The 22,046-nt window shown below is 63.5% G+C and carries 16 protein-coding genes; 7 read left to right on the top strand and 9 right to left on the bottom strand.

Going from position 1 to position 22,046, the window contains the following annotated elements:
• Positions 1 to 11: 11 nt before the first annotated feature.
• The 3 genes from AC239G_RS18140 (at position 12) to AC239G_RS18150 (ending at position 3,308) form a co-directional block, all read left to right on the top strand.
• Positions 12 to 1,142 (top strand): serine hydrolase domain-containing protein, encoded by a 1,131-nt coding sequence (locus tag AC239G_RS18140; protein ID WP_487489454.1) that lies wholly within the window; start codon positions 12 to 14, stop codon positions 1,140 to 1,142.
• Positions 1,143 to 1,266: 124 nt separating this feature from the next.
• On the top strand, positions 1,267 to 2,655 hold the full coding sequence (locus AC239G_RS18145) for a sensor histidine kinase (RefSeq protein ID WP_487489455.1): 1,389 nt from the start codon (positions 1,267 to 1,269) through the stop codon (positions 2,653 to 2,655).
• Positions 2,652 to 3,308: a response regulator gene (locus AC239G_RS18150; RefSeq protein ID WP_259357944.1), complete on the top strand. Its 657-nt coding sequence runs from the start codon at positions 2,652 to 2,654 to the stop codon at positions 3,306 to 3,308. The genes AC239G_RS18145 and AC239G_RS18150 overlap by 4 nt, the downstream gene beginning before the upstream one ends.
• Positions 3,309 to 3,401: 93 nt before the next feature.
• Here AC239G_RS18150 and AC239G_RS18155 read toward each other — a convergent pair whose 3' ends face one another.
• Complete coding sequence (locus AC239G_RS18155) at positions 3,402 to 6,287, bottom strand: LPXTG cell wall anchor domain-containing protein (protein WP_487489456.1); 2,886 nt, start codon at positions 6,285 to 6,287, stop codon at positions 3,402 to 3,404.
• Between the two features lie 422 nt (positions 6,288 to 6,709).
• Between AC239G_RS18155 and AC239G_RS18160 the strand changes: the two genes are divergently transcribed.
• Complete coding sequence (locus AC239G_RS18160) at positions 6,710 to 9,388, top strand: helix-turn-helix transcriptional regulator (RefSeq protein WP_487489457.1); 2,679 nt, start codon at positions 6,710 to 6,712, stop codon at positions 9,386 to 9,388.
• On the opposite strand, the gene AC239G_RS18165 is transcribed toward AC239G_RS18160, so the two are convergent.
• From AC239G_RS18165 to AC239G_RS18180, 4 genes are all read right to left on the bottom strand, one after another.
• Positions 9,360 to 10,379 carry a class C sortase gene (locus AC239G_RS18165; RefSeq protein ID WP_487489458.1) on the bottom strand — a complete coding sequence of 340 codons (1,020 nt, stop codon included), beginning with the start codon at positions 10,377 to 10,379 and terminating at the stop codon, positions 9,360 to 9,362. The genes AC239G_RS18160 and AC239G_RS18165 overlap by 29 nt on opposite strands.
• Positions 10,376 to 11,758 carry a SpaH/EbpB family LPXTG-anchored major pilin gene (locus AC239G_RS18170; protein WP_446656603.1) on the bottom strand — a complete coding sequence of 461 codons (1,383 nt, stop codon included), beginning with the start codon at positions 11,756 to 11,758 and terminating at the stop codon, positions 10,376 to 10,378. The genes AC239G_RS18165 and AC239G_RS18170 overlap by 4 nt, the downstream gene beginning before the upstream one ends.
• A 10-nt stretch (positions 11,759 to 11,768) precedes the next feature.
• Positions 11,769 to 14,132, bottom strand: coding sequence for a SpaA isopeptide-forming pilin-related protein (locus AC239G_RS18175; RefSeq protein ID WP_487489459.1), 2,364 nt, complete (start codon positions 14,130 to 14,132; stop codon positions 11,769 to 11,771).
• 291 nt (positions 14,133 to 14,423) lie between these two features.
• A complete protein-coding gene (locus tag AC239G_RS18180; protein ID WP_487489460.1) occupies positions 14,424 to 14,930 on the bottom strand; it encodes a DinB family protein in 507 nt (168 codons plus the stop codon).
• Between the two features lie 178 nt (positions 14,931 to 15,108).
• Between AC239G_RS18180 and AC239G_RS18185 the strand changes: the two genes are divergently transcribed.
• From AC239G_RS18185 to AC239G_RS18195, 3 genes are all read left to right on the top strand, one after another.
• On the top strand, positions 15,109 to 15,996 hold the full coding sequence (locus AC239G_RS18185) for an ABC transporter ATP-binding protein (protein WP_446656602.1): 888 nt from the start codon (positions 15,109 to 15,111) through the stop codon (positions 15,994 to 15,996).
• The gene (locus AC239G_RS18190; protein WP_487489461.1) at positions 15,993 to 17,135 is read left to right on the top strand and encodes an ABC transporter permease; all 1,143 of its coding nucleotides are present in this window, start codon (positions 15,993 to 15,995) and stop codon (positions 17,133 to 17,135) included. The genes AC239G_RS18185 and AC239G_RS18190 overlap by 4 nt, the downstream gene beginning before the upstream one ends.
• A 163-nt stretch (positions 17,136 to 17,298) precedes the next feature.
• Positions 17,299 to 18,105 carry a hypothetical protein gene (locus AC239G_RS18195; RefSeq protein ID WP_487489462.1) on the top strand — a complete coding sequence of 269 codons (807 nt, stop codon included), beginning with the start codon at positions 17,299 to 17,301 and terminating at the stop codon, positions 18,103 to 18,105.
• Between the two features lie 63 nt (positions 18,106 to 18,168).
• Here the strand turns inward: AC239G_RS18195 and AC239G_RS18200 are convergent, their stop codons facing one another.
• From AC239G_RS18200 to AC239G_RS18215, 4 genes are all read right to left on the bottom strand, one after another.
• Positions 18,169 to 18,774: a response regulator transcription factor gene (locus AC239G_RS18200; protein ID WP_218973609.1), complete on the bottom strand. Its 606-nt coding sequence runs from the start codon at positions 18,772 to 18,774 to the stop codon at positions 18,169 to 18,171.
• On the bottom strand, positions 18,752 to 20,062 hold the full coding sequence (locus tag AC239G_RS18205) for a sensor histidine kinase (protein WP_139467509.1): 1,311 nt from the start codon (positions 20,060 to 20,062) through the stop codon (positions 18,752 to 18,754). Before AC239G_RS18205 ends, AC239G_RS18200 begins: the two co-directional genes overlap by 23 nt.
• 100 nt (positions 20,063 to 20,162) lie before the next feature.
• Positions 20,163 to 21,029 carry an ABC transporter permease gene (locus AC239G_RS18210; RefSeq protein ID WP_139467510.1) on the bottom strand — a complete coding sequence of 289 codons (867 nt, stop codon included), beginning with the start codon at positions 21,027 to 21,029 and terminating at the stop codon, positions 20,163 to 20,165.
• A 1-nt stretch (position 21,030) separates the two neighbouring features.
• Positions 21,031 to 21,996 carry an ABC transporter ATP-binding protein gene (locus AC239G_RS18215; protein ID WP_139467511.1) on the bottom strand — a complete coding sequence of 322 codons (966 nt, stop codon included), beginning with the start codon at positions 21,994 to 21,996 and terminating at the stop codon, positions 21,031 to 21,033.
• Between the last annotated feature and the right edge of the window lie 50 nt (positions 21,997 to 22,046).

Genomic DNA, 22,046 nt, shown 5'->3' on the forward strand with positions numbered 1-22,046 from the left:
AAGGAAGAACCATGACACACCCCATCAGCTCCCAGACTCACACCCGACACGACTTGGCCGAGGCGGTACTCGAGACCCACCGGGCAGGCATGCCCGGCATCATCGCCGAGGTGGTCGACCACGGAGAGACCGTGCGTGAATGCGCAGGGTTCGCCGAGGTCGCAGCGCAGACGCCGATGACGCCCGAGCTCCACCACCGGGTCGGCAGCATTGCAAAGACCTTCACGACGGTGACATTGCTGCGGCTCGTCGAGAAGGGGATCATCGACCTGGACGCTCCGATCGGCGGCTACCTCCCCGAGCTCATGCCCGGAACTCGCGGGGAGGCGATCACCGTGCGGATGCTCGCGAATCACACGAGCGGACTCAACGAATACCTACCCGTCATCTATGACTCGCTGCGGGCGTTTCCGAACCTGGCGCAGACGAGTCCGCGCAGCCTCATCGAGCAGCAGTTCACCCGTTTCGACCGACGAGAGCTCATCGGCATCGGAGTCGGAGCTCCTCCCGCAGGCGAACCCGGTGGCCTGCCCGGCAGATACTCGAACACGAACTATCTGCTCCTTGCCGAACTCATCGAGTCGATCACCGGCACATCTGCCGAAGAGCACATCCGCACCGAAGTCATCGAACCCGCCGGTCTCGACGAGACCTACTTTCCGTTCGGGTCCGTGCTGGCGGCTGCGCATACTCATCTGTACGAGTCGTGGTTCGGCATGGCCGATCCGCCGATTGACCTCACCGACTTCGACATGTCGTGGGTGGGTCCCGCCGCCTCATTAGTGTCGACGACGGCCGATCTCAATCGGTTCTTCGGCCTCCTCATCGACGGTCAGCTGCTTCGACCGGAATCGCTCGAACAGATGCAGAGCACAGTTCCGGTGATCTCGTTCGAGGGCACGACGATCGAATACGGGCTCGGCCTGCACCGACGCGAATCCGACGACGGAACCGTCTGGTGGGGACATGACGGTTCGGTGTGGGGCGGAGGAGCGCTCACATTCACCCGGGCGGACACAGGCAAGCAGGTGACGGTGTTCACCAATCGTCAGCGCTGGAACACTCTCGATGAATCCGGGCGCCCGCAGCCGCATCCGATCGATGCTGCGTTGGCTCGTGTCGTCACAGGGAGCATGGGCTGATCCGGTTACCGGCAGCCGCCCGGTCCCGCACGCTCAATCCCTCCACCGACTGCCGGAGCCGCGGCATCTGATTTCCCCACTGCGGCGGATACCGGCCGGGCACGTCACTGTCTAAGCTGGAAGGATGACGGAGGAACTGACACCCATCAAAACCACCAAGGGTGATGTCTACATCGTCGTTGGATTGGCTGTGTCCTCAATGCTCTTCGCGGTGCTCTACAGCGCCTCCAGCATTCAGGTGCTCAAGGCTCCGTTGTGGGTCTGCTGCCTCGCATCTGCCCTCCTCACTGCGCCCTTGCTGTATCGGCGCCGCCATCCGAGCCAGAGTGCTTTTGTCATCTGCCTCGTCTACTCGGTGGCACTGGTCAACAGCGCTATGGAGATCGGCGTCTCCCAAATCGTCCTGTTCATGGGCATCTATTCGATCGGGCCCTGGCAGCGCAGCCGAAAAGTTGCCTTCTGGTCGCGTCTGTTTCTGTGTATCGGCATGGCGGTCCTCTTCGCGGTGTCGCTGTCGGTTCAGTACCGAGCCCTAGGCGACTTCACAATCCTGCAGTTCGCTGCGTCCGGTGGAGTCTCCTTCCTGACGAATGCCGCGTTCTTCGGCGGTGCGTGGGTCTTCGGCAACAGGGCATGGAAGCAGCGGAAACTCATGGCCGATCTCCGTTCGGCCAATGCAGAAGTCCGTGAACAAGAACAGCGACTGTCCCGGCAGGCCCTCGACCTCGAACGCGTGCGCATCGCGCGGGAACTCCACGATGGAGTCGCCCACCATATCGCCGGGGTCGGCATCCACGCCGCCGCTGCACGTCGCAGCCTCGAGAAGAACCCCGACAAGGCAAAGGAATCGCTCCAGGTCATCGAATCCTCGACCCGCGAGACCGTCGACGAACTCCGTGCCCTCGTCTACACGCTGCGCGACACGGACTCGTCGACCGACGTCACCGCCGCCACGGACGCCACAGCCGCGTCCGGTGGCCAAACGGCTGAAAGACCGGCCGACACGGCTACGGCAGCTTCGACGAAAGGCAACCCCGGCCTCGGCGACCTTCCGGAACTCATCGAATCGGCTCGACGATTCGACCAAACTGTCGAGTACACAACGATCGGGGCCCCTCGCCCGCTCACTCCGATCACCGAGATGTCGATCTACCGTGTGATTCAGGAATCCCTGACCAACTGTTCCCGCTATGCGGGCGCCGGCGCCGAGGTGGATGTGCGGCTGCGTTACGGCAGCACCGATCTCGAGGTGGAGGTCAGCGATGCCCGTTCTGCTGGAAGGCCGGCATCTGCAGGACCCGACAGCGCCCAGGCAGACTCCGGACTTCGTTCCACGAACGAAGGGCTCGGCCTCGGTATCGTCGGCATGCGAGAACGTATGAATGCTCTCGGCGGCAGCCTCGAGGCAGGGCCGAAATCCCGCGGAGGCTGGATCGTGCGCGCGCGGATCCCCTACCCTCGCAGCACCGCAGGTCACTTGTCCCCCGATACTCCAGCGAAGGCATCCACATGATCCGAGTCCTCCTCGTCGACGACCAGTCGATGGTTCGCACCGGTTTCCGCACGATCCTCGAAAGCGAGGACGGCATCGCTGTCGTCGGCGAGGCTGAGAACGGGCAGATCGCCATCGATAAGGCGCTCGAGCTGTCACCGGATGTCATCTGCATGGATGTGCAGATGCCGGTCATGGACGGGCTCGAGGCGACAGAGGAGATCGTCCGCCGCGGCGCCGCCGGAGCCGTCCTCATGCTCACGACCTTCGACCGCGACGACTTCCTGTTCCGCGCGCTCGATGCCGGTGCCAGCGGTTTTCTGCTCAAAACCGCCGAGGCTGAACAGCTCATTGACGCAGTGACCGCTTTGGCGGCAGGCGACGGTTTGCTCTCCCCCGAGGTCACTCGCCGAGTCATCGAACGGTCCGTGTCGACCCCGGAACCGACGGCACCAAGCGCGCCTGAACTCGAGTACCTCACCGACCGTGAGCTTGAGGTGCTGCGGCTGGTCGCGACCGGAGCCAGCAATTCCGAGATCGCAGGGAAGCTCTTCGTCGGTGAGGCGACCGTGAAGACGCATGTGTCGAACCTGTTGTCGAAACTGGGAATCCGTGACCGCATCCATGCAGTGATCTGGGCCTACGAACATGGAATCGCGAAGGTCGGGGGCTAGCCACAAGATTCCCCGCGTCGGACCCCGAAGAGACTCAGACCAAAAAGACGCTGGAGGTGAGCCGCTGAGACAGCGGCTCACCTCCCGGATCATTCAGTCAAGGTCAGACCGACGGCGATTGATCAGTACGACCGTCAGCCCGCCAGCGAGAATCAGCGCCCCAGCTAGACCGAGGTAGAGCGGAATGCCGGCGGAACCGGTGCGAGGAAGATCGCCCCCACTGCTGCCGCCATCGTCACTTCCCTCACTGCCGCGATTTGCACCGTCGGTGCCGACTGAAGCACCTGCGTCGGCATGTGCGGCCTGGTCGGCCCGTGCACCGTCGGAGTCCGCGGATGCGCTGGATGCAGCGCCGTCGACTGCTGTGTCCGCCGCGGTATCGGACTCGCTCGAGTCCGCCGCAGTGTCGGCCTTGTCCGAATCGGCTGCAGTGTCCGACTCGTTCGAGTCCGCGGCGGTGTCCGCTTCATTCGAGTCTGCAGCGGTGTCAGCCTGAGCAGAGTCCGCAGCAGTATCGGCTTCGTCCGAATCGGCTGCAGTATCCGACTCGTTCGAGTCCGCGGCGGTGTCCGCTTCATTCGAGTCCGCGGCGGTGTCCGCTTCATTCGAGTCAGCAGCAGTATCGGCCTTGTCCGAATCAGCGGCAGTATCTGCCTCATCCGAGTCAGCAGCAGTGTCTGCCTCGTTCGAGTCAGCGGCAGTGTCAGCTTCATTCGAATCAGCAGCAGTATCCGACTCGTTCGAGTCCGCCGCAGTGTCGGCCTTGTCCGAATCAGCGGCAGTGTCTGCCTCATCCGAGTCAGCAGCAGTATCCGACTCGTTCGAATCAGCCGCAGTGTCCGCTTCATTCGAGTCAGCAGCAGTGTCCGCCTCATTCGAGTCAGCGGCAGTGTCAGCTTGAGCAGAGTCCGCAGCGGTGTCGGCCTCATTCGAGTCCGCAGCAGTGTCGGCCTTGTCCGAATCTGCCGCAGTGTCCGACTCGTTCGAGTCAGCGGCAGTGTCCGACTCGTTCGAGTCCGCAGCAGTGTCGGCCTTGTCCGAATCTGCCGCAGTGTCCGACTCGTTCGAGTCAGCGGCAGTATCGGCCTCGTCCGAATCAGCAGCAGTATCCGACTCGTTCGAGTCCGCAGCAGTGTCCGCCTTGTCCGAATCAGCGGCAGTGTCCGACTCATTCGAGTCCGCAGCGGTGTCGGCCTTGTCCGAATCGGCTGCAGTGTCCGACTCGCTCGAGTCAGCAGCAGTATCGGCCTGAGCAGAGTCCGCAGCAGTATCGGCCTCGTCCGAATCTGCCGCAGTGTCCGCTTCGTCCGAGTTCGCGGCAGTGTCCGACTCGTTCGAATCGGCCGCAGTATCCGACTCGTTCGAGTCAGCGGCAGTATCCGACTCGTTCGAATCAGCCGCAGTGTCTGCCTCATCCGAGTCAGCAGCAGTATCCGACTCGTTCGAATCAGCCGCAGTGTCCGCTTCATTCGAGTCAGCGGCCGTATCTGCCTCGTCCGAGTCAGCAGCAGTGTCGGCCTCATCCGAGTCCGCAGCAGCATCGTCGTCCGCCGCCTCACATTCGGCGAGCTCGTCGGCGGTCATTTCGCGGTCGCGAGTCTCGGTCGAAGTTGTCGACTCCCCCTCGACCCACTCCAAGGTGTCGGGGTCGAAAACGTACTCAGTCGTCGTCACTTCGCGAGACTCGGTCACCGTCCTGGACTCACAGTCTTTATTGGTGACGGTCCATTCAGTGGTGGAGACCTTCGGATCCGGTTGCTGCGGATCACATCCCGGACGAGTTCCGGTCAGGCGATGGAGAAGCACGATCGGGTTGGTCCCGTCCAGCTCCACAGTGGCGTTGAACGAATAGCTTGAGTTCGCTGGCATCGACCCGATTGTTCCGGTCGCACGGTCTGCAGAGACGGACATACTCGCCTGACCCACCGGAACCGTATAGCCATTGTTCTGCAGCTGCCCGTGGGCTGGCGAGGCAATCGCCGGAGCCCCGTCGGCGACGAACTTTCCACCGCTGACGATGCTCACATCGGTCGTCACATTCTCGAGGTCCACCTTCGTCGCCCCGTAGAGCCGCATCGTCGGTTTATCGCCGGCTTTCGGGTGGACTGGCATTCCCCAGCCGTCTGCGTTGATCTCGCCCTGCTTATCCGAGGTCTCGCCGTTGTAATACTTATCCCGCACGGTGATGTCGCCGTCATTGATGTTCCATATCGTGCGCCCGAGGTATTCGACCTGGCAGACGTCGAGTCCGTCGCTCGGTTTCGGCTCAGGAACCTCGTCTTCGTTGTAACCACATTTTTCGCCCGTGGCTTCAGCAGTGAGCTCGGCAGACGCGACGAACTGGTCCGTCTCCTTCAGCGGAACATTGAATGGGAGAGTGAACTGGAAGACTGTGGCTTCGCGTCGGCCCAGATCAGGCACCTCGACCGTCCACGATCCGTCCCCGTTGTCACTTGCTGTTGCGCGCTGCTTCCAGTCGTAGTTTGCGTACGAGCCTCCCCAGGCTTTCATCCTCGAGTTCGTCGATTCAGCGTCGAAGATCGCGGTGACTCCGTTGAGCTCTTCGGGGAGGTCCACCGTGATCTTGATGTTCTTCAGGGCCCTATCAGTGGCGAAAGGCAGCCGCCAGACCTGAGTCTGAGTGTCGTTGGACTGGCTGCCGTTATAGAAGTGGTTGAGCTCGAAGATGCCTTTGCCGCCGATGCGAGGAGTGACCTCCTCGATATATCCGCCATTGCTGAAGTGAGCAGGGTTGCCATCGAGATCGGTCATGAGTCCGGGGTAGTTCGGATCATCATTCTTCAGGTCTGTGTCAAGCACAGACGACGCCTTCCAATGGACGTTGCAACCGTCAGAGACGACACCGAGTTTCGTGCCTGTATTGGTGGCATAAGCGGTCGTGCTCATTCCGAGAACGAGAAATAGGGCCAGTAAGGACGCGACGATGAGCGGCGCGCCCGCAGAACGGGTGCGTTTCATAACAGGGGATTCGATTCTGTGAGAAAGGGAGTCGGAGGGGAGGGAGCGATGATCTGCCACGTATCGGCTGATGCACCTCACTCAGTGTAAAAGGGGGCACCACCACGGGGCCTTCACACGAATATGTCATTTGCATAACTATTTCTGTAATCTCAGTCATTGTGGCTTCCGTGACCGCACCCCTGCGGTCATCTGAGCCAATAGGCACATGGTCGCAGAAGTCGGGCGATGATACCGAGATCCCGGCGTCCCACCAGTCGAGACTGCGGCAACAACGCGAGTAATATGTGGGTCATCGGACGGCCATTCGGTCGCCCACCGCTCCCCCACCTGACCCCACCACTGCGTTCACGGTCGAACCGACGCATCACAGCTCGTCCCCCTTGGCTGTGTCACTGCGACGACCGGAAAGGTAGCATCCGATGCACAGCTCGGACGATTTCGTCCCCGTCGACCCCGCCTACGACCGTCTTGTGCATTTGGCACCGACGCGCAGCCGAGAATCGAACCAGATCCTCGACCTGCTCCGCTCCGGCCGCTCCGTCATCGTGGTCTGTCTGACCGGCGACGGCGCCCTGGATTTCGGACGGTCGCTGGCTGTTGCTCTTGGTCGTCCCGATCAGTCCCTGCTGCGGATCAGTGCCCACACCACTACCGAGGAGGTCGCGGAGTTCGTCGACGCCGGCAGGATCGCCGGGGGACCGAGGATCATGAGCGGGGCCCACCTGCTCACGGGCGACACCGCGCCCGTGAACGACCAGGCTCTCCACGTCTCTCGAGTACCGGTGGCCTACCTCGTCGATGGTGATCTTCTGCGCACGGTCCATCAGGGCGGCAACAGCGTGCTCAAGCAGATCGCCATGAGCTGGAGCGCCGGTGAAGTCGATCGCATCGATCTGGCGCCGCTCACCGGCAGCGAATCCATGGCACTCGTAGCGGGTCTGTCTGCGACGACTCCACTCGATGACCTGCAGCTGCGCACTTTGGCGGCACTGTGCGGAGGCAGACCCTTGGTCGCGGCCGACCTCGTCGCCTGGGCAGAAGAGGACCCCGACCGAGTTCCCCGCCATTACCCGCACGCCAGCTTCGATACGCCGTTCTTCGGCACCAGGGTGCTGTCGCGACTTGCTCCGCTGTATCCGCGGATGCCTGATTCCACACTCATCGCTGCTCGCCGCCTCGGCGATCTCAGCCCCATGCCCACCCGAACAGCCAAACAGCTCTTCGGGGATTCGGCTGTCTCCCGCCTTATCGACCTGCGTCTGGCCCGAGAGTTCGAGGTCAGCGGTCAGCCGTCCGTGGCGGTCCCACCTCTGCACATCGGTGCCATGGCCAACCAGCTCATCGGAGAAGCCGATTCCGCGGACGAGGAGAAATTCAATCGTCGGCTCGCGATCCTGTGGCAAGCCGGCTATCCGGTCGGTGAAGCTGCGGAGATCGGTCTGGCTCGTGATGTCATCGGTGAGGGCCGCGAGATCGACCGCTCCGATGCAGTGCTCTTGCTCAAGGCGGCGCGCACACTCAATCGGCTCGGTGACCCGATGGAGGCATCGATCATGCTCCACCTGGTTGAAGATGTGGCCCGGAACGATGCGCCGATGTTGCTCGAATGGGAGCTGCAGACGATCACAGCCCGACTGCTGAGCGGCGATCGAATTGGAGCGATCGCCCTCATCAGATCCGGTGTCGAGCACGGACCTCTGGGCTGCGAGCGCGAAGCGGTTCTGCTCGAGCTGCTCTTCACTGCGGCCGCGGCACTCGCAGGTGAACCCGAGCTTCCTCAGTGGTGGACCGATCACCTGCGAGACGAAGTCGATCCGGTCATTCCGGGTATCGCGAACCTCGTCACCTCGTTCGCCGGGAGTGGCATGACCCGCCTCGATGACGCTCGCGCGGTCGCCGATTCTCAGTCAGCGCCGGATGCTCTGCGCTTCGCCGCATATGCGGCTCTGTGCCAGTACCACCTCAAGACGGACAACGCAGAGGCACTCATCGCAGCTGCTAAGGAAGGCTACGAATACTACGTCGGACTCAGCGGCGCCAACCCCAGGTCACTCACGGGTTTCACCTACACCATGGCCTGGTACTTCATGGTCGGAGCGACGGTGAATTGCCTGTTGGCCGGAATCGAACCACAGCGATCTGAACTCATCACCCGTAAGCTGCTGGAAGCCGCGAGCGGGGCCTCCACCCACAGCGGCTGGCAGCTGAATGCGACGGCATCCTGGTGCATCGGCATCCAGCGCCTGCTTGATGGAGAGACCGATCTGGCCGCACGGGACTATGCGGCCGTCGCAGCCACTGTCACCCCGGCACTGCTGGCGGTGGGATGGGGATTGCGCGACACCCTCGGACGGTGGCAACGCAGCAATGCGCCGTACTATCGCCCGACGTCGGGCGATGGCTCGGTTCCGACGCAGGGCTATCGCTTCCACGATGGATTGGCCGCCTTCCTGCTGGGACCCGGGGCGTCGAGTCCCGGCCCGATGCCTGCGTGGATGCATACCGTGTTCGCTCATGCGCGCGTGCTCGACGGCACCATCACCGCCGCCGAGGCGGTCCAGAGTCTTCCGGACGAATCCACCGACCTGAATCTGCCCGGGCCGCGTGCCGCGCGGCGGCATCTCGATGCCTCGGCCGCTGAGGACGCCGAGGCGCTCCTGGCCGCCGGTCTGGAACTGCGGTCCGTCGGCTACCGGGGTGCCGCCCGCCACGCCTTCGCCGAGTCCAGGGCTCTGTTCCTCGCTCAACGTCTCAGTTCCCGCGCACGTGTGGCCGGCGAAGCACTCGACGCACTGCGACAGCGGGCTGCCACGCCTCCGGAAGATCCGCAGCCACGTGAGGACACCGCGATCTCCGATGCTGCGGCTCCAGCCGTCACCCTGACCGAACGGGAGCTCGAGGTGTGCCGACTCGTCGCCGAGGGACTGACGAATGTGCAGATCAGTCAACGTCTGGTCCTGTCAGTGCGCACTGTCGAGTCACATGTGCTGCAGGCTCGAGCGAAGCTCGGTGCCGAACGGCGCCGCGACATTCCGAAACACTTGCTCAAGCTCCGCGACACCGGCCGGATCAATGCCGTGGGAAGCGCGAAGGCTTAACCCTCGTCGAACGGGACTGAGCGTCCGCCTCGGCGGGGGTATCGGTCTTCGGCCTCTCGCCCTTCGGGCGGACCGGACGGCCTGACCACCAGACGTAGATTCCGGCTGCCACGAGACCCGTACCCATGATGACGATCCACCAAGGGAAGCCGGGCAGGTCGGATTCCGCGAGCCCGGATTCCTGGTCTGCGGCCGGGGTCGGGTACACGCGTTCAGCGGTGACGAGGATCCGCTGGGAGTTGATACCCAAGGGCGTGCAGGTAACGAGCGTAACGAGGTCGCGGTCGGAGATCGTGCCCAGAGATTCGGTCTCGTCCGGGTCGACTACTTGGGTGCGAACCACCTGGTAGCTGAGCACCTGTCCGAACGTCGTCAGGGTGAATCGGTCGCCCTTGCCCACCTTGTCGAGGTTGGTGAACATGGTCGCGTCGGCCAGACCTCGGTGGCCGGTGATGACCGAATGGGTGCCGTCGCCGCCGACAGGCAGACTCGTGCCCTCGAGGTGGCCGAGCCCTTTGAGCAGGGTCGCGTCGTCGGTGCCGTGGTAGACGGGCAGGTCCACATCGATGGAGGGGATCCGCAGACGGGTCATCACTCCGGGTCCACCGTCGTCGAGCACATCCTCGTACGCTGGGGCACCCTCAGCCGAGGTCCCTTTCCCCGAAGGCAGCCGGTGGTTCGACTCCAACTGCGCACCGGACTCGAGAGCCTGGTTGTACTTGTGGGCGAGCGCGATCTGACGGGCGTTTTCGACTTTGTCGCCCTCGGCCGTCGTCGCCGATTTTCCGATGATCTTCGACTGGTCGAGCTGGGAGAACCACGCTGCCGCACTCGGGTAGGTCCAGATGCTCAGTCCGGTCAGAGCGATGAGCGCGATGACGAGGGAGAGAATCGGCACGCGCCAGCGGCGCCCGTCGGGGGACGGACGCCGCGTGGACGTGCCCGGCACGGCAGCCTCGGTGGAATGCCTGCCCTCAGGTGAGTGGATCACACCTGGTTCTTGCGGCGGTTGGCTGCGACGACGCCTGCACCGCCGGCGATGAGCATGAGGCCGATTCCGGCGATCATCGCGAGCAGCTTGCCGTCAGCACCGGTCAGCGGCAGTTCGGGGTGGCCCTGCTGGGTGTTGGCGAACTCGTACTTGACGGCTGCGGTGGTGGCGCCGGCCTTCACGGTCACCTCGTTGAGGGAGTCATCGAGGATGTAGCCGGTCGGAGCCTTCGTCTCCTTGACCCAGTACTTCTGCGTGGTGTCATCGTTGTTGCCGACCCACAGTGTGATCGTTGCAGTGCCGTCAGCCGCGGTCTTGACCGAGGCGACCTTGTTCTGTCCGTTCTTGTCGGAGAAGATGTCGAACTCGGCTCCGGCGAGGGTGTGTGCCTTGTCGCCGGCGACGTGCTTGATGATCTGCAGCGAGCCCCAATTCGTGCTCACGGCCGGGGTCTCGACGGTCGAATCGTTGGTGTTGACGAGCGCAGTGTTCTCGATGGTGCCATCACCCTGAGAGGTGACCTTCGTGGTGATGGTGGAAACGACCTTCTGACCGGCAGTGAGCTTGCCGAGTCCGACCTTGGTGAAGTTGATCGTCACGGTCTGACCGTCCCTGACGATGTTGTAGTCGGTGCCTTCGGTGAAACCGGCCACTTTGGCAGATACGAATTCCAGGCGCGAGTCGAGCTGGTCGACGATCGAGAACTTTTTGTAGCCGTTGTTCGCGGCCGGGACCGGCGCGGTGATCGTCCAGTCGACGGTCGAACCGATGACGGGCGCAGTCGGGTTGGAGACTTCCTTCGTCGGCTGCGTCTTGTTCACCGAGTTCTTCGGGTAGACGTTGACGTCATAGAGCCATTTGCCGCTCGACTGCGACAGCGGCAGCGTGACGAGGAATGGATCCGTGGTCGAGGTCGCGTTCGTCGGAGCCTTGGTCTCTTCCACGAGGTAGAGACCGAGCGGCAGACCTTCGAAGGTCGCGAGTCCGCCGTTTGCGGTGGTCTTCGCGATGCCGTTGCCCAGCGAGAATCCGCCGGCCTTGATCTCGGAGGCCTTGAGCCCGCTGATGAGGTCCCAGCCTTCAGGGGTCTTCAGGTCGATGGCCTGGCCGCCCTTGGCCGTGACCTGCTTGACAGTGAACTCGGCGCCGTCGAGTGGGGTGCCGAGGTTCGAGGTGTCGGTCTTCACCGAGCCGTCGCCACCGTCGGTGCCGTAGGCGCCGTCGTACTTGTGAACGATGATCGAACCGGAGCGACCGGTGTCGATGTTGCCCACGTTGCTGTCGGCCTGCGCCGTGCCCGTCATGCCGAGCACGCTCAGCGAGGCGATCGCGGCCACCGCGGTCAGACGCCGCAGAAGACCCAGTTTCTTAGTTTTCATTGTTTCCCTTTCAGTGCTTCCGGTTCCTGCGGCGCAGGCCCTTGAGAAGTGCGATGGCACCGGCGGCTGCGAGCAGAGCTGCTCCGCCGATGAGGTAGATCTGGCTTCCGGTTCCACCCGTGAGCGGCAGCGCCACCTGGGGCTTCTGCTCGTTGGTGTACGACCCGAGCGATTTGTCGAGTTCGGATCCGGAGACCGTGAACGTGTGAGGCGTGGCGTCGAGGATGTATCCGGCCGGGGCTTTCTTCTCCGTCAGCGTGTAGTCGCCCCATCTGAGGCCGGTGACCGAGAGCTTGCCCGTTGCCGGGTCCTTGTCGGCTCCGGTGCATTCCCTCGCCGAGGCGGCTGCGCAGTCCTCGATCGTGAGCTCGGACCCGTCCGGTCCGGTCAGGGTCCACACCGAACCCTTGAGAGCGGTGCCGGATTCGTCGGTCTTGCCCCAGGTCACGGCACCGGTCTTCGCGGTGTTCGTGACGGTGCAGGTGACATCGTCGCCGGACTTCAAGGTCACCGAACTCTTATCGGAGGTGACTGTTCCGGAGCCGGAGGACGGCTTGCACACCCAGTCGGAGGCTTCGTAGCCCTTCAGAGCGCCGGTTTCGGAGAGAGCGTATTTGCCCGCCTTCACCTTTGCCTTGGTCACTTCGATCGATCCTGTCTTGCCTTCGATCGTCTTGTTGCCCGAGGCGGCATCGCCCGCGGCTTTGAGCGTCCAGTCGGTGTCCTTGGCAGTGCCGGCGGCGGCCTTGTTGTCGACCTTCTTCACTAGGGTCAGTGCGGTGTCGCTGACCTTGTTGAGGTAGGTGCAGTCGACGTTGTCGCCGGGCTTGATTCCCGTGAGGTCGGTGCTCTTCTCGCTCGTGAGCTTCGTGGTGGTCTTGGACCCGTCGATTCGAGTGATGTCGCAGCTGCCGCTCTTGAACTCAAACCCGTCCTGCTGGGTCTCCGAGATCGCCACGGTAGCCCGGCCGGTGGTCTTCGAGAACTTCAGCCCCCATTTCGCATTGCCGTTCGCGTCGGTCTTCTGCGTGGCTGCCGTCGGGGCCGAGGTCACCGAGTCGGTTGTGGCCGTCGCTTTCGCGCCAACTGTCCAGTCCTTGCCCGGCTTCTTGTTCTCACCGTTCTCGTCGACGACGTCCTTGTGGATGGAGACGTTGGCAGTCAGCGGAGCATTGGTAATCGTGCAGACGACGGCGTCGCCGGTGTTCGGGATGGTGACTGTGCCCGAGGTTCCGGTACCGGAGGAACCCGAAAGTGCCTTGCCATCGACGGCGCACGAGTAGGTGCTGGCGTAGTTGCCCAGGTCGGCACCTGTGGCAGCGGATTCGGAGAAGACAATCTCGGCGCCGCGCTTGGCGGGCAGTGGTCCGACGATCTCGTCCTGGATCCCGGTCTGAGTCCCAGTGGTTGTGGTGGCACCAAGTTCCGTGCTGCCCTGCTTAAGGGAGAGGCCGAACTGATCGCTCGATTTCGCACGCCCGCCCTGCACGTCCTTCTGAAGAGTGATGGTCGCCGGCGAGGAGCACGACGCGAGGTCGGTGCTCGACCAAGATCCGCTGGCAAACGACTGTTTGTTCGACCAGTTGGGCATGTCGTAGCTCGTGATGGTGTCGCCGGTACCGAGATACGCCTTGCCGGCGGCGTCGAAGGACACGCCATTGACATTGGAGTTCGTCGTGAAGCCCGCGGACTTCGACGAGGAGATGGTGCCGCCGTTTGCCTTCGCCAAGTTGGCCGAAGTCACTGAGAAGACGGTTGTTGTGGTTCCAGATCCCCTGACGATGAAGAGGTTTCCGTTGGTATCGAAGGCGATGTCACCGTTGGCCGCGCCACCGGAGTCGGCACTCGTATCGATGGTGCCTTTGTAGGTTATGGCATTGGTCGAGGCGTCGTAGACATAGAGCCTGAATGACGTGCCGTTGCTGGTGTAGCCGCCGAAGTAGTACCGTCCAGTGGAGAGATCAACCGCCCCGCCGATGAAACCGATTCCGCTTACGGTCACTGATTTGCCCGTTGACGCCCACTTGCCCGTGCTCGAGTTGAACCTGTAGACGGTAAGACCCGTTTCCGAACCCAACCAGTTGAAGTTGCGCTCATAGGCATAGACTGCAGAACCGTCCGTTCCAATGCCCAGACCGTTGAAGTTGCTGACGCCACTTGCAGCATCGCCAACATTCTTTGGCGATCCGCCAGAGATTTCACGCATCTGCCCCGCCTGTGACACCGAATAGACGACGCCAGGCTCGCAGGTGATCGAAACGGGTGCCGCCTGAGCCGGAGCGGCCGGCAGCACAATGGCGCCGCCGGCAGCAACCATGAGCACAGCTGTGAGTGCAGCCCACCAGGCGCGCACGCGCAGACCTAACCGGGTCATACATTCCTCATTTCGAAGTCGAGCAAGATGTTTCAGCTCGCTTCGAATCCCTGACCGCGCACGACTAAGTGCGATCAAGTTCGGGGATGGGGAGAGAGGAGCTGGTCGAACTCCTCCAAGCTATGGAATTGCAGACTCAACTACATTGCTCAGACCCCGCTCTTCAGCAATAGACAGGTAGTCCGAGGCCACCTGAGTAGTTTCGGTTTCGACTACTCAGTAGCTCGACTTTCAATTACTGAAGCATCTGCCCGGCCGCCGGAACACGGACCGATGGCGCGCGGCGAGCAGTCAGTCGCCGACGCTGCGGTCGATCATCTCGCGCACGATGTCCGCGTGTCCCGCGTGCCGGCTGGTCTCCAGGACCACGTGCAGGTACACCCACCGCAACGTCAACTTTCCGCCCGGCGGTACGTAGTCGAGGCTGTGCTGGGCGGCGATCTCTCGGGAGCGGTCGCACTCCTCCAGGTAGGCACCGATGACATCGTGCAGCTTCTCGTCCGGCTCCAACCGCAGGTCAGCCTCAGGGTCTGCGTCGGTCCACGGCGGTGTGGGCAGTTCCGCGGCGGGGATCTGCCCGATCTGCTCAGCGAACGCTCCCAACTCCACCCAACGCAGGTGTTTGATCAAGCCGCCGAGGCTGGTGCCGCTCGGCACTGGGCTGCGCCGAGCATCCTCCTCCGACAGGCCGCTGACTTTGCGCACGACGGCGTCGCGCAGATAATCCAGGAACGTCTCAAGCTGCTCGCGCTCGCTGGCGGCGACTACGCTGCCGAGGATCTCACTCGGTCTCGTCATGGGCTGAATGATACTCGCGTACCGAACCACGCAACAGGGGATATTCGGAGTCTTCGCAAGCGCCGACCGACCCCGATTGCACCCTCGATCGCGAAGAGCCGCGATCCCCCTCACGCAGGGTACCGAATTCACCCTCAAGACTGATCCGCTCAGGCCGGTCTCCGCATAGCGTTGAAGCATGATCACCTTGGAGAACATCAACCGCAGCTTCGGAGACAAGCAGGTGCTGCACGACCTCAGCTTCGACATCGGCGACGGCCGGATGACAGGCTTCGTCGGTTCGAACGGCTCCGGCAAGACCACGACCATGCGGATCATCCTCGGCGTCCTTGCCGCCGATTCCGGGCGCATCCTCGTCGACGGCACCCCTATCACCGCCGGCCACCGCAGCGCGATCGGCTACATGCCTGAGGAACGCGGCCTCTACCCCAAGATGCCGATTATCGATCAGCTGGTCTACCTCGCCCGTTTCCACGGTCTCACCCGCCATGCGGCGAAGAAGCGCGGGCTCGACCTCCTCGAACAACTCGAGCTCAAGGGCGAGCCCACCGACACCCTTGAATCAGTCAGCCTCGGCAATCAGCAGAAGGTCCAGATCGCCGCGGCTCTCATTCACGACCCGCAGGCACTCGTCCTCGACGAACCGTTCTCCGGCCTCGACCCCGTAGCCGTCGAACGCACCCTGGGCGTCCTCACCGACTTTGCCTCCTCCGGCGCTCCGGTCCTCTTCTCCAGTCACCAGCTCGACCTCGTCGAACGTCTCGTCGACGACCTCGTCATCATCAATGATGGCCGCCTCGTCGCAGCTGGCACCACCGCGGAACTGCGCCGTCAGCGCAGCCTGCCCGAGTGGACGCTGCAGACGGATGCGGACCTCGGCTGGGTGCGTGGTCTGCCCGATATCTCCGTCGTCGAACTCGACGGAAATTGGGCCCGGTTCACAGCCCCGAACGCCGATACTGCCGAGGCGGTTCTGCGCAAAGCGCTCACCGTCTCATCGGTGTCGTCCTTCGCTCCGCATGAAGTCGCCCTCAACCGTCTCTTCCAGGAGGTCACGCAGGCATGAGCACCACCGATACGACCACCGCAGCCGACAGCACCCGCAAGGCTCCAGTCAGCACGAACCGAGCCGGATTCACCACCGCGATCGGGCTCGTCATCGAACGCGAGATCATGGTGCGAATCAAATCGAAGGCGTTCATGGTTTCGACGATCCTGAGCATCGTCCTCTTCGGCGTCCTCGTCGGGGTCTCCGGGGCGCTGCCCTCTTTGTTCTCCTCCACGGACAAGGTGGCGGTCACCTCGGCGGGGGCGAAAGCCGTCGAGGGAATCGACAATATCGAGACCGTCGAAGTCGCTGACGTCGACGAGGCAAAAGCCCTGATCACCTCCGAGGAGGTCGAATCCGCCGTCGTCGAATCGCAGGACTCGCCGACCGGGGTCGCCGTGCTGTCCCTGCGCTCGGCACCGGAATCACTCATCGGGGCACTCAGCCTCACCCCCGAGGTCGAACTCCTCGATCCCGACGCCCCTGACCCGGCGCTCACCTACTTCATCGGACTCGGCCTCGGCCTGGTGTTCTTCATGGCGGCGATGACGTTCGGGAACACGATCGCTTCGTCAGTGGTGGAGGAGAAGCAGTCGCGGATCGTGGAGATCCTGCTCGCGTCCACCTCGGCGCGGGTGCTCATGTTCGGCAAGGTCATCGCCTGCACGATCCTCGCTTTCGCACAGATCGGACTCACCGCGATTGCGGTCCTCGCGGGCGCTGCCATCAGCGGAAACGACCTGGTGCTGGGCAAGGTCGCCGAACCGATCGCCTGGTTCGTCCCGCTCTTCATCGTCGGCTTCGTCATGGTCGCCGCCCTCTACGCGGCCGCGGCATCGATGGTCTCTCGCACCGAGGACCTGCCGTCGACGAGCACGCCGATCATGATGCTCATATTCCTCCCCTACATGGGCGTCATCATCTTCTCGTCGAACGAAACGGTCATGGCGGTGCTGTCCTACATTCCGTTCTCCGCGGCGGTGGCAGTGCCGATGCGAGTCTTCCTCGGCACCATCGAATGGTGGGAGCCGCTGGTGTCCCTGTTCATCCTCATCGTCACCACGCTGCTCGCGCTGCTGCTGGCCACGAGGATCTTCGAACGCTCGATCCTGAAGACGGGACCGAAGCTGACCTGGGGACAGGCGCTGCGGCGGTGACAGCCTGACTGGCTGAGCACTGCAGCCAACCGTTCTCCGCGGATCTGCGTCCGACTCTGGAACCGGGGGAATTCCTCGCCTAGACTCGTCAACGGGGCAGTGCACCTTGTCCTCAGCCGAAATCGCGCCGCTGGACTCTCATCGTCAGTCAGGAGGCTTCACAGTGTCGGTTCCTCCGGGCACTCCCGACGACCACCTCGCGCCCGGCTCGACGTTCGACCGTTGGAGCCCGTTTCCCGGGCAGGTTCTCGGCAGTCTTACGCTGATCGTCGGTCCTCTGGCGTGGACGTCGGGCTTGTTTCTGCAGTGGCTGGCCAGGCAGTCAGAGGCCCTGACTCCGACTGAGCTCGATGCACTCGATGCGGATGCGTTTGCCGCACCAATGCTGATCGTGGTCCATGAACGAGCACCAGGACTCTCCACCGCGGGGTGGACGCTCCAGCTCATCGGTGCCCTCGTACTGATACCGGCGATGATCGCGCTCGCTCACATCTCGGCCCGCCGAGCTCCGCTGATCCCTGCGCTCGGAGCCTGTCTGATGACGTTCGGACTCAGTGCGCGGATCTTCTATCTAGGGGTCGATGCCACCGCTTTCAATCTGGTCGAACGACTCGGAAGCGACTCGGCGTCCTCGTTGTTCCTCGATGGCTATGGAGAACTTGCCTATGCCTTCTGGCGAGTTCCTGTTGTCATCTCCGTCGGAACCATTCTCGGCTCTGTTCTCATCGCCGTCGCCGCCTATCTATCTCGAACTTTCGGGCTGGTGCGAAGCCTGCTGATCCTTCCCGCTGGCTGGCTCGGGATGGGAATCCTCAAGGAACATGAGCCCGGAGTCGGCGGGCTGTGTCTTGCTCTTGCGCTCGTCCCGTGCGGTCTGACCCTACTGCGCAATCGTGCTCCGCACTCCCGTGTCCTGTTCGACGAGTCATCGCGCGTACCGCGTCCGGTCCGGGACCTCATCAGCTGGTGACCCCTGTCTCGGCGAGCTGCGAAGTGGATCCCCTCCTTCTCGTCCCGCCGGGGTCGGCGTCCCTTACAGCCAGCCGTTCTCCGCGGCGATCCGCGCGGCATCGGCACGGTTGCGGGCGTTCGTCTTCCCGATCGCCGAGGACAGACGATTCCGCACGGTGCCGGCAGACAGATACAACTGAGCTGCCACCTCGTCGACGCTCGCCCCGTCGGCGGCCGCGCGCAGAACATCGGTCTCCCGCGCGGTCAGCGGTGACGCCCCGTGCATCGTCGATTCGACGACAAGTTCGGGATCGATGACCGACATCCCGGCCATGACCCGGCGGATCCCCTCGGCGAGGTGGTCGACCGGAGCGTCCTTGACCATGAACCCGCTGACCCCGGCGTCCAGGGCGCGCTTAACCCAGCCGGGCCGCCCGTAGGTCGTGACGATGATGACCTTGACCTCGGGAAACTTGTCCTTGAGTGTGGCCGCGACTGTGAGCCCATCGGGTTCGGGCATGTCCACATCGAGCAGCGCCACATCCGGTCGAGTCGCGGTGATCGCCGGCACGACCTCGGAACCGCGAGCGCACTGGGCGACGACCTCGAAGTCTGATTCCATGCCGAGCAGGGCGGCGAGCGCCTCACGGACCATGGTCTGGTCGTCAGCGATGAGCAGCGTCGTCACCGATCTCACCTCTCTCAACGTTGAGATCGGCATCGCCTGCGTCGAGTTCGCCGCCACCTGCGTCCTCGCGAGGACGCGCGAGGTCCTCATCCGGACCTACGACGATGAGTTCGAAACCGGCGTCGGCCTGCTGCGTTCGCAGACTCCCACCGAGTGCGCGTGCCCGACTCCGCAGTCCCTGCAGTCCCGATCCGGCACCCACCTCGCCGAGGTTGAGCTCCGTGACCGGGTGCGCGGGGTCATCGCGGCGACCGTTGTCGTTGCTGATGGTCAATCGATTCCTCTCGAGAACGATAGTGGCCCGTCGGGCTCGGGCATGCCGGAGGATGTTCGTGCTGCCTTCACGCAGGCTCCAGGCGAAGAGTTCTCGCAGCCGTGGGTCGACGACATCGACCGAGGTAGGAGCCTCGACCGTGATGTCGGCGGCGCGCAGCGCACGAGTCGCCTCGACGAGCTCCTCGGCCAGGGAGATCGTCCGTGTCCCCTGCACTGTGGTCCGGACATCGGCCAGCGCACCACGGGCGAGTTCTTCGATCTCGGCGATATGCCGAGCCGCATCAGGTGAGCCGGCCGCTTCGAGCTTCGCCGCCAGCTGCGCCTTGAGCGCGATGACGGTGAGCGAATGTCCGAGCACATCATGAACGACTTGGGACACGCGCAAGCGTTCGGCCTCCCGCTCGAGTCGCCGGTTCTCCTCTTCTGCTGCCCGTGCCGCGCGTGCTCGGTCACCGGCCATGAGCGCCATGACCATGGCGAACCCGGAGATCGAGATCCCGAAGGTGGACGACCAATCGTGAGTCCACCCGGGGACGAGACGTTGGGCCGCCTCGGCGACGATGAGCGTCGATGCCGCAATGATGAGGCCAGGTATCACCCGCCGAATCGAGACGACGGAGAGGACGGAGATATAGGCGAGGAATGCCAGCCCCTGCTCACCGACGATGGGAACGGCCGCCGCAGTGATGACGATCATTGCGATGATCGAAGCATTGACGATGATGAGCGCCCGGCGGGTACGGCGGGCGTGGGGATCGCGCATCGTGCGGGCGAAGGTGCCGAGACCGACCCCGCCGGCGATCATTCCGCCGTAGAAGATGACCGCGAATGCGGCGGTGAGGCTCACGCCCCAGATCCGCTGTGCTCCGCCGAGCTGGAACGATGCGCTCAGGGGGTAGACGAGGAAGACGAGCCAGAAGAACGGAAAGAACCAACTCATGAAGTTGAGCGAACGCAGCCCGACGGGCGAGGACTCTGCCCTCGCCTCGCCGATGCTGTCGTGCGTGGTCACTGTGGTCCTTCCTCGGTCACTGTGCGCTGGCCGTCATGCTGGTCGTCGTGTTCGCGTCGTTCACGTATGCGGTGTCGTGGCCCGTTCGCGACCATTGGCCTCACACCCGTGAGGTGTCGCGACGCAGGGCCCAGGCCGAACCTGCCACGAAGATCCCCAGCCACACGATCACGCTGACGATCGCCCAATGATCGTAACCCCCGCCGAGCGGTGCGCGGGCGATTTCGCCGACTCCGTACGCCGGGGTGAAGCGGGCGATCGTCTGCAGGGTGTCGGGCCAGATCTCGAGCGGAACGAAGAGTCCGCCGATGAGCGAGAGGATACCGAGGACCATGCTCGCCACCTGAATCGCGTTCTCCGCCGGCAGCAGGTAGCCGAGCATGACGCCGAAGGCAGCGAAGACACCGGAGGTGAGGATGACAAGGAGACCGGAGGCGATGAGTGTGCCCAGTGGTGCGTGGACGCCGGTGACGGCGGCGAGGACGAAGACGACGATGACGGACACCGCGCCGAGAGCCATGGACACGATCACTTTGATGAGGATGTAGGCCGCCGGATGCAACGGCGTCAGTGCGAGCTGCCGGCTCCACCCGAGCGCGCGTTCGATGGCGACCTGCGCACCACCCGTGGTCGTAGCGATCATCGCCCCATACGTGGCCAAGGAGACCGAGATGTAGAGCGCGGCGTCCGTGCTGCCGAGCATCTCGCCCTTGTTCGTCAGGCCGAAGATGAGGTAGAAGACCGCGGGCATGATCATCGTGAAGATCAATGTGCGCCGGTTGCGCAGCTTCCGCAGCAGTTCGAGGCGCAGCAGGGTGACTGAGAATCCGCCGAGGCGGGGCACCCGTCGGTTCTCCAGCGAGGTGAGGAACGTCGCCGAGGCGGCGGTGCGGGTTTCGGTGTCAGTGAGCGAGTCAGTGTGGGCTGCGGATTCGGGGTGGGCAGCGGTGTCGGGGCGAACGGACATTTCAGGCTCCTTTCGAGGTAAGGCTGATGAAGGCGTCTTCAAGGGAATGGGAGGTGATCTCGAGGTCGGTGCACGCGTTCTCGAAGAGCATCTTCGCGGCTGCATCCGAGTCTGTGGTGCGCATCTTCAGACGTTTGGCAGCGACGTCGATGGATTCGACACCGGCCAATCCGCCGAGGCGGTCGAGCAGGTCATTGACGCCCGATTCGGTGGTGTCGTCGGTCATCGGCAGGGTTGCGCTCACGGTCTTCGCTGCGGTCATGCCGCGGATCTCGTGGGCGGGTCCGTCGGCAACGACCCGGCCGTCTGCGACGAGGACGACGCGGTCGGCGAATTCATCGGCCTCTTCGAGGTAGTGGGTGGCGAAGAGGATTGTCTTGCCGGTCAGTGCGTCGGCGCGCATCTGGTGCCAGAAGTCGCGGCGGCCGGTGACATCCATTCCGGTGGTCGGTTCGTCGAGGACGATGAGGGCGGGGTCCGGCAGCAGGGCCATGGCGAAGCGCAGGCGCTGCTTCTGCCCGCCAGAGCATTTCCTCACCACCGAATCGGCGATGTCGGTGATCCCGGCGCGTTCGAGGACGAGGTCCGTGTCGAGGGAGGAGGCGAAGATCGCCGAGGTGTAGTCGACGGTTTCGCGGACGGTGAGGTCATCGAGCAGTCCACCGGTCTGCATCACCGAACTGACGAGCCCGAGCGCGACCGCTCGCCGAGGCGGCATCCCGAAGATCTCGACAGAGCCGTCATCTGGTCGGCTGAGTCCGAGGAGCATGTCGATGGTCGTTGTCTTACCAGCCCCGTTGGGTCCGAGGAAGGCGACGACTTCGCCGGGGCGAATGTCGAGGTTGAGGCCGTCGACGGCTGTCAATTCGCCGAAGCTCTTGGTCAGGCGGTTAAGGCTGACAGCTGCAGGGGTCGCGGCGGATGTCCGGGTCGGAGGGGCTGTGTGAGTCGCTGTCTGTGAAGTCATGTCCACAGACTAGAAATCGGAGCAGGTGTGTACAGATGCCATTTGTCACC

This window comes from Brevibacterium sp. Lmc1, assembly GCF_057654315.1.

Coding starts and splice junctions, on each gene's coding strand:
- AC239G_RS18140 (WP_487489454.1), top strand. CDS start 12: ATGACACACCCCATCAGCTCCCAGACTCACACCCGACACGACTTGGCC.
- AC239G_RS18145 (WP_487489455.1), top strand. CDS start 1,267: ATGACGGAGGAACTGACACCCATCAAAACCACCAAGGGTGATGTCTAC.
- AC239G_RS18150 (WP_259357944.1), top strand. CDS start 2,652: ATGATCCGAGTCCTCCTCGTCGACGACCAGTCGATGGTTCGCACCGGT.
- AC239G_RS18155 (WP_487489456.1), bottom strand. CDS start 6,287: ATGAAACGCACCCGTTCTGCGGGCGCGCCGCTCATCGTCGCGTCCTTA.
- AC239G_RS18160 (WP_487489457.1), top strand. CDS start 6,710: ATGCACAGCTCGGACGATTTCGTCCCCGTCGACCCCGCCTACGACCGT.
- AC239G_RS18170 (WP_446656603.1), bottom strand. CDS start 11,758: ATGAAAACTAAGAAACTGGGTCTTCTGCGGCGTCTGACCGCGGTGGCC.
- AC239G_RS18175 (WP_487489459.1), bottom strand. CDS start 14,132: ATGACCCGGTTAGGTCTGCGCGTGCGCGCCTGGTGGGCTGCACTCACA.
- AC239G_RS18180 (WP_487489460.1), bottom strand. CDS start 14,930: ATGACGAGACCGAGTGAGATCCTCGGCAGCGTAGTCGCCGCCAGCGAG.
- AC239G_RS18185 (WP_446656602.1), top strand. CDS start 15,109: ATGATCACCTTGGAGAACATCAACCGCAGCTTCGGAGACAAGCAGGTG.
- AC239G_RS18190 (WP_487489461.1), top strand. CDS start 15,993: ATGAGCACCACCGATACGACCACCGCAGCCGACAGCACCCGCAAGGCT.
- AC239G_RS18210 (WP_139467510.1), bottom strand. CDS start 21,029: ATGTCCGTTCGCCCCGACACCGCTGCCCACCCCGAATCCGCAGCCCAC.
- AC239G_RS18215 (WP_139467511.1), bottom strand. CDS start 21,996: ATGACTTCACAGACAGCGACTCACACAGCCCCTCCGACCCGGACATCC.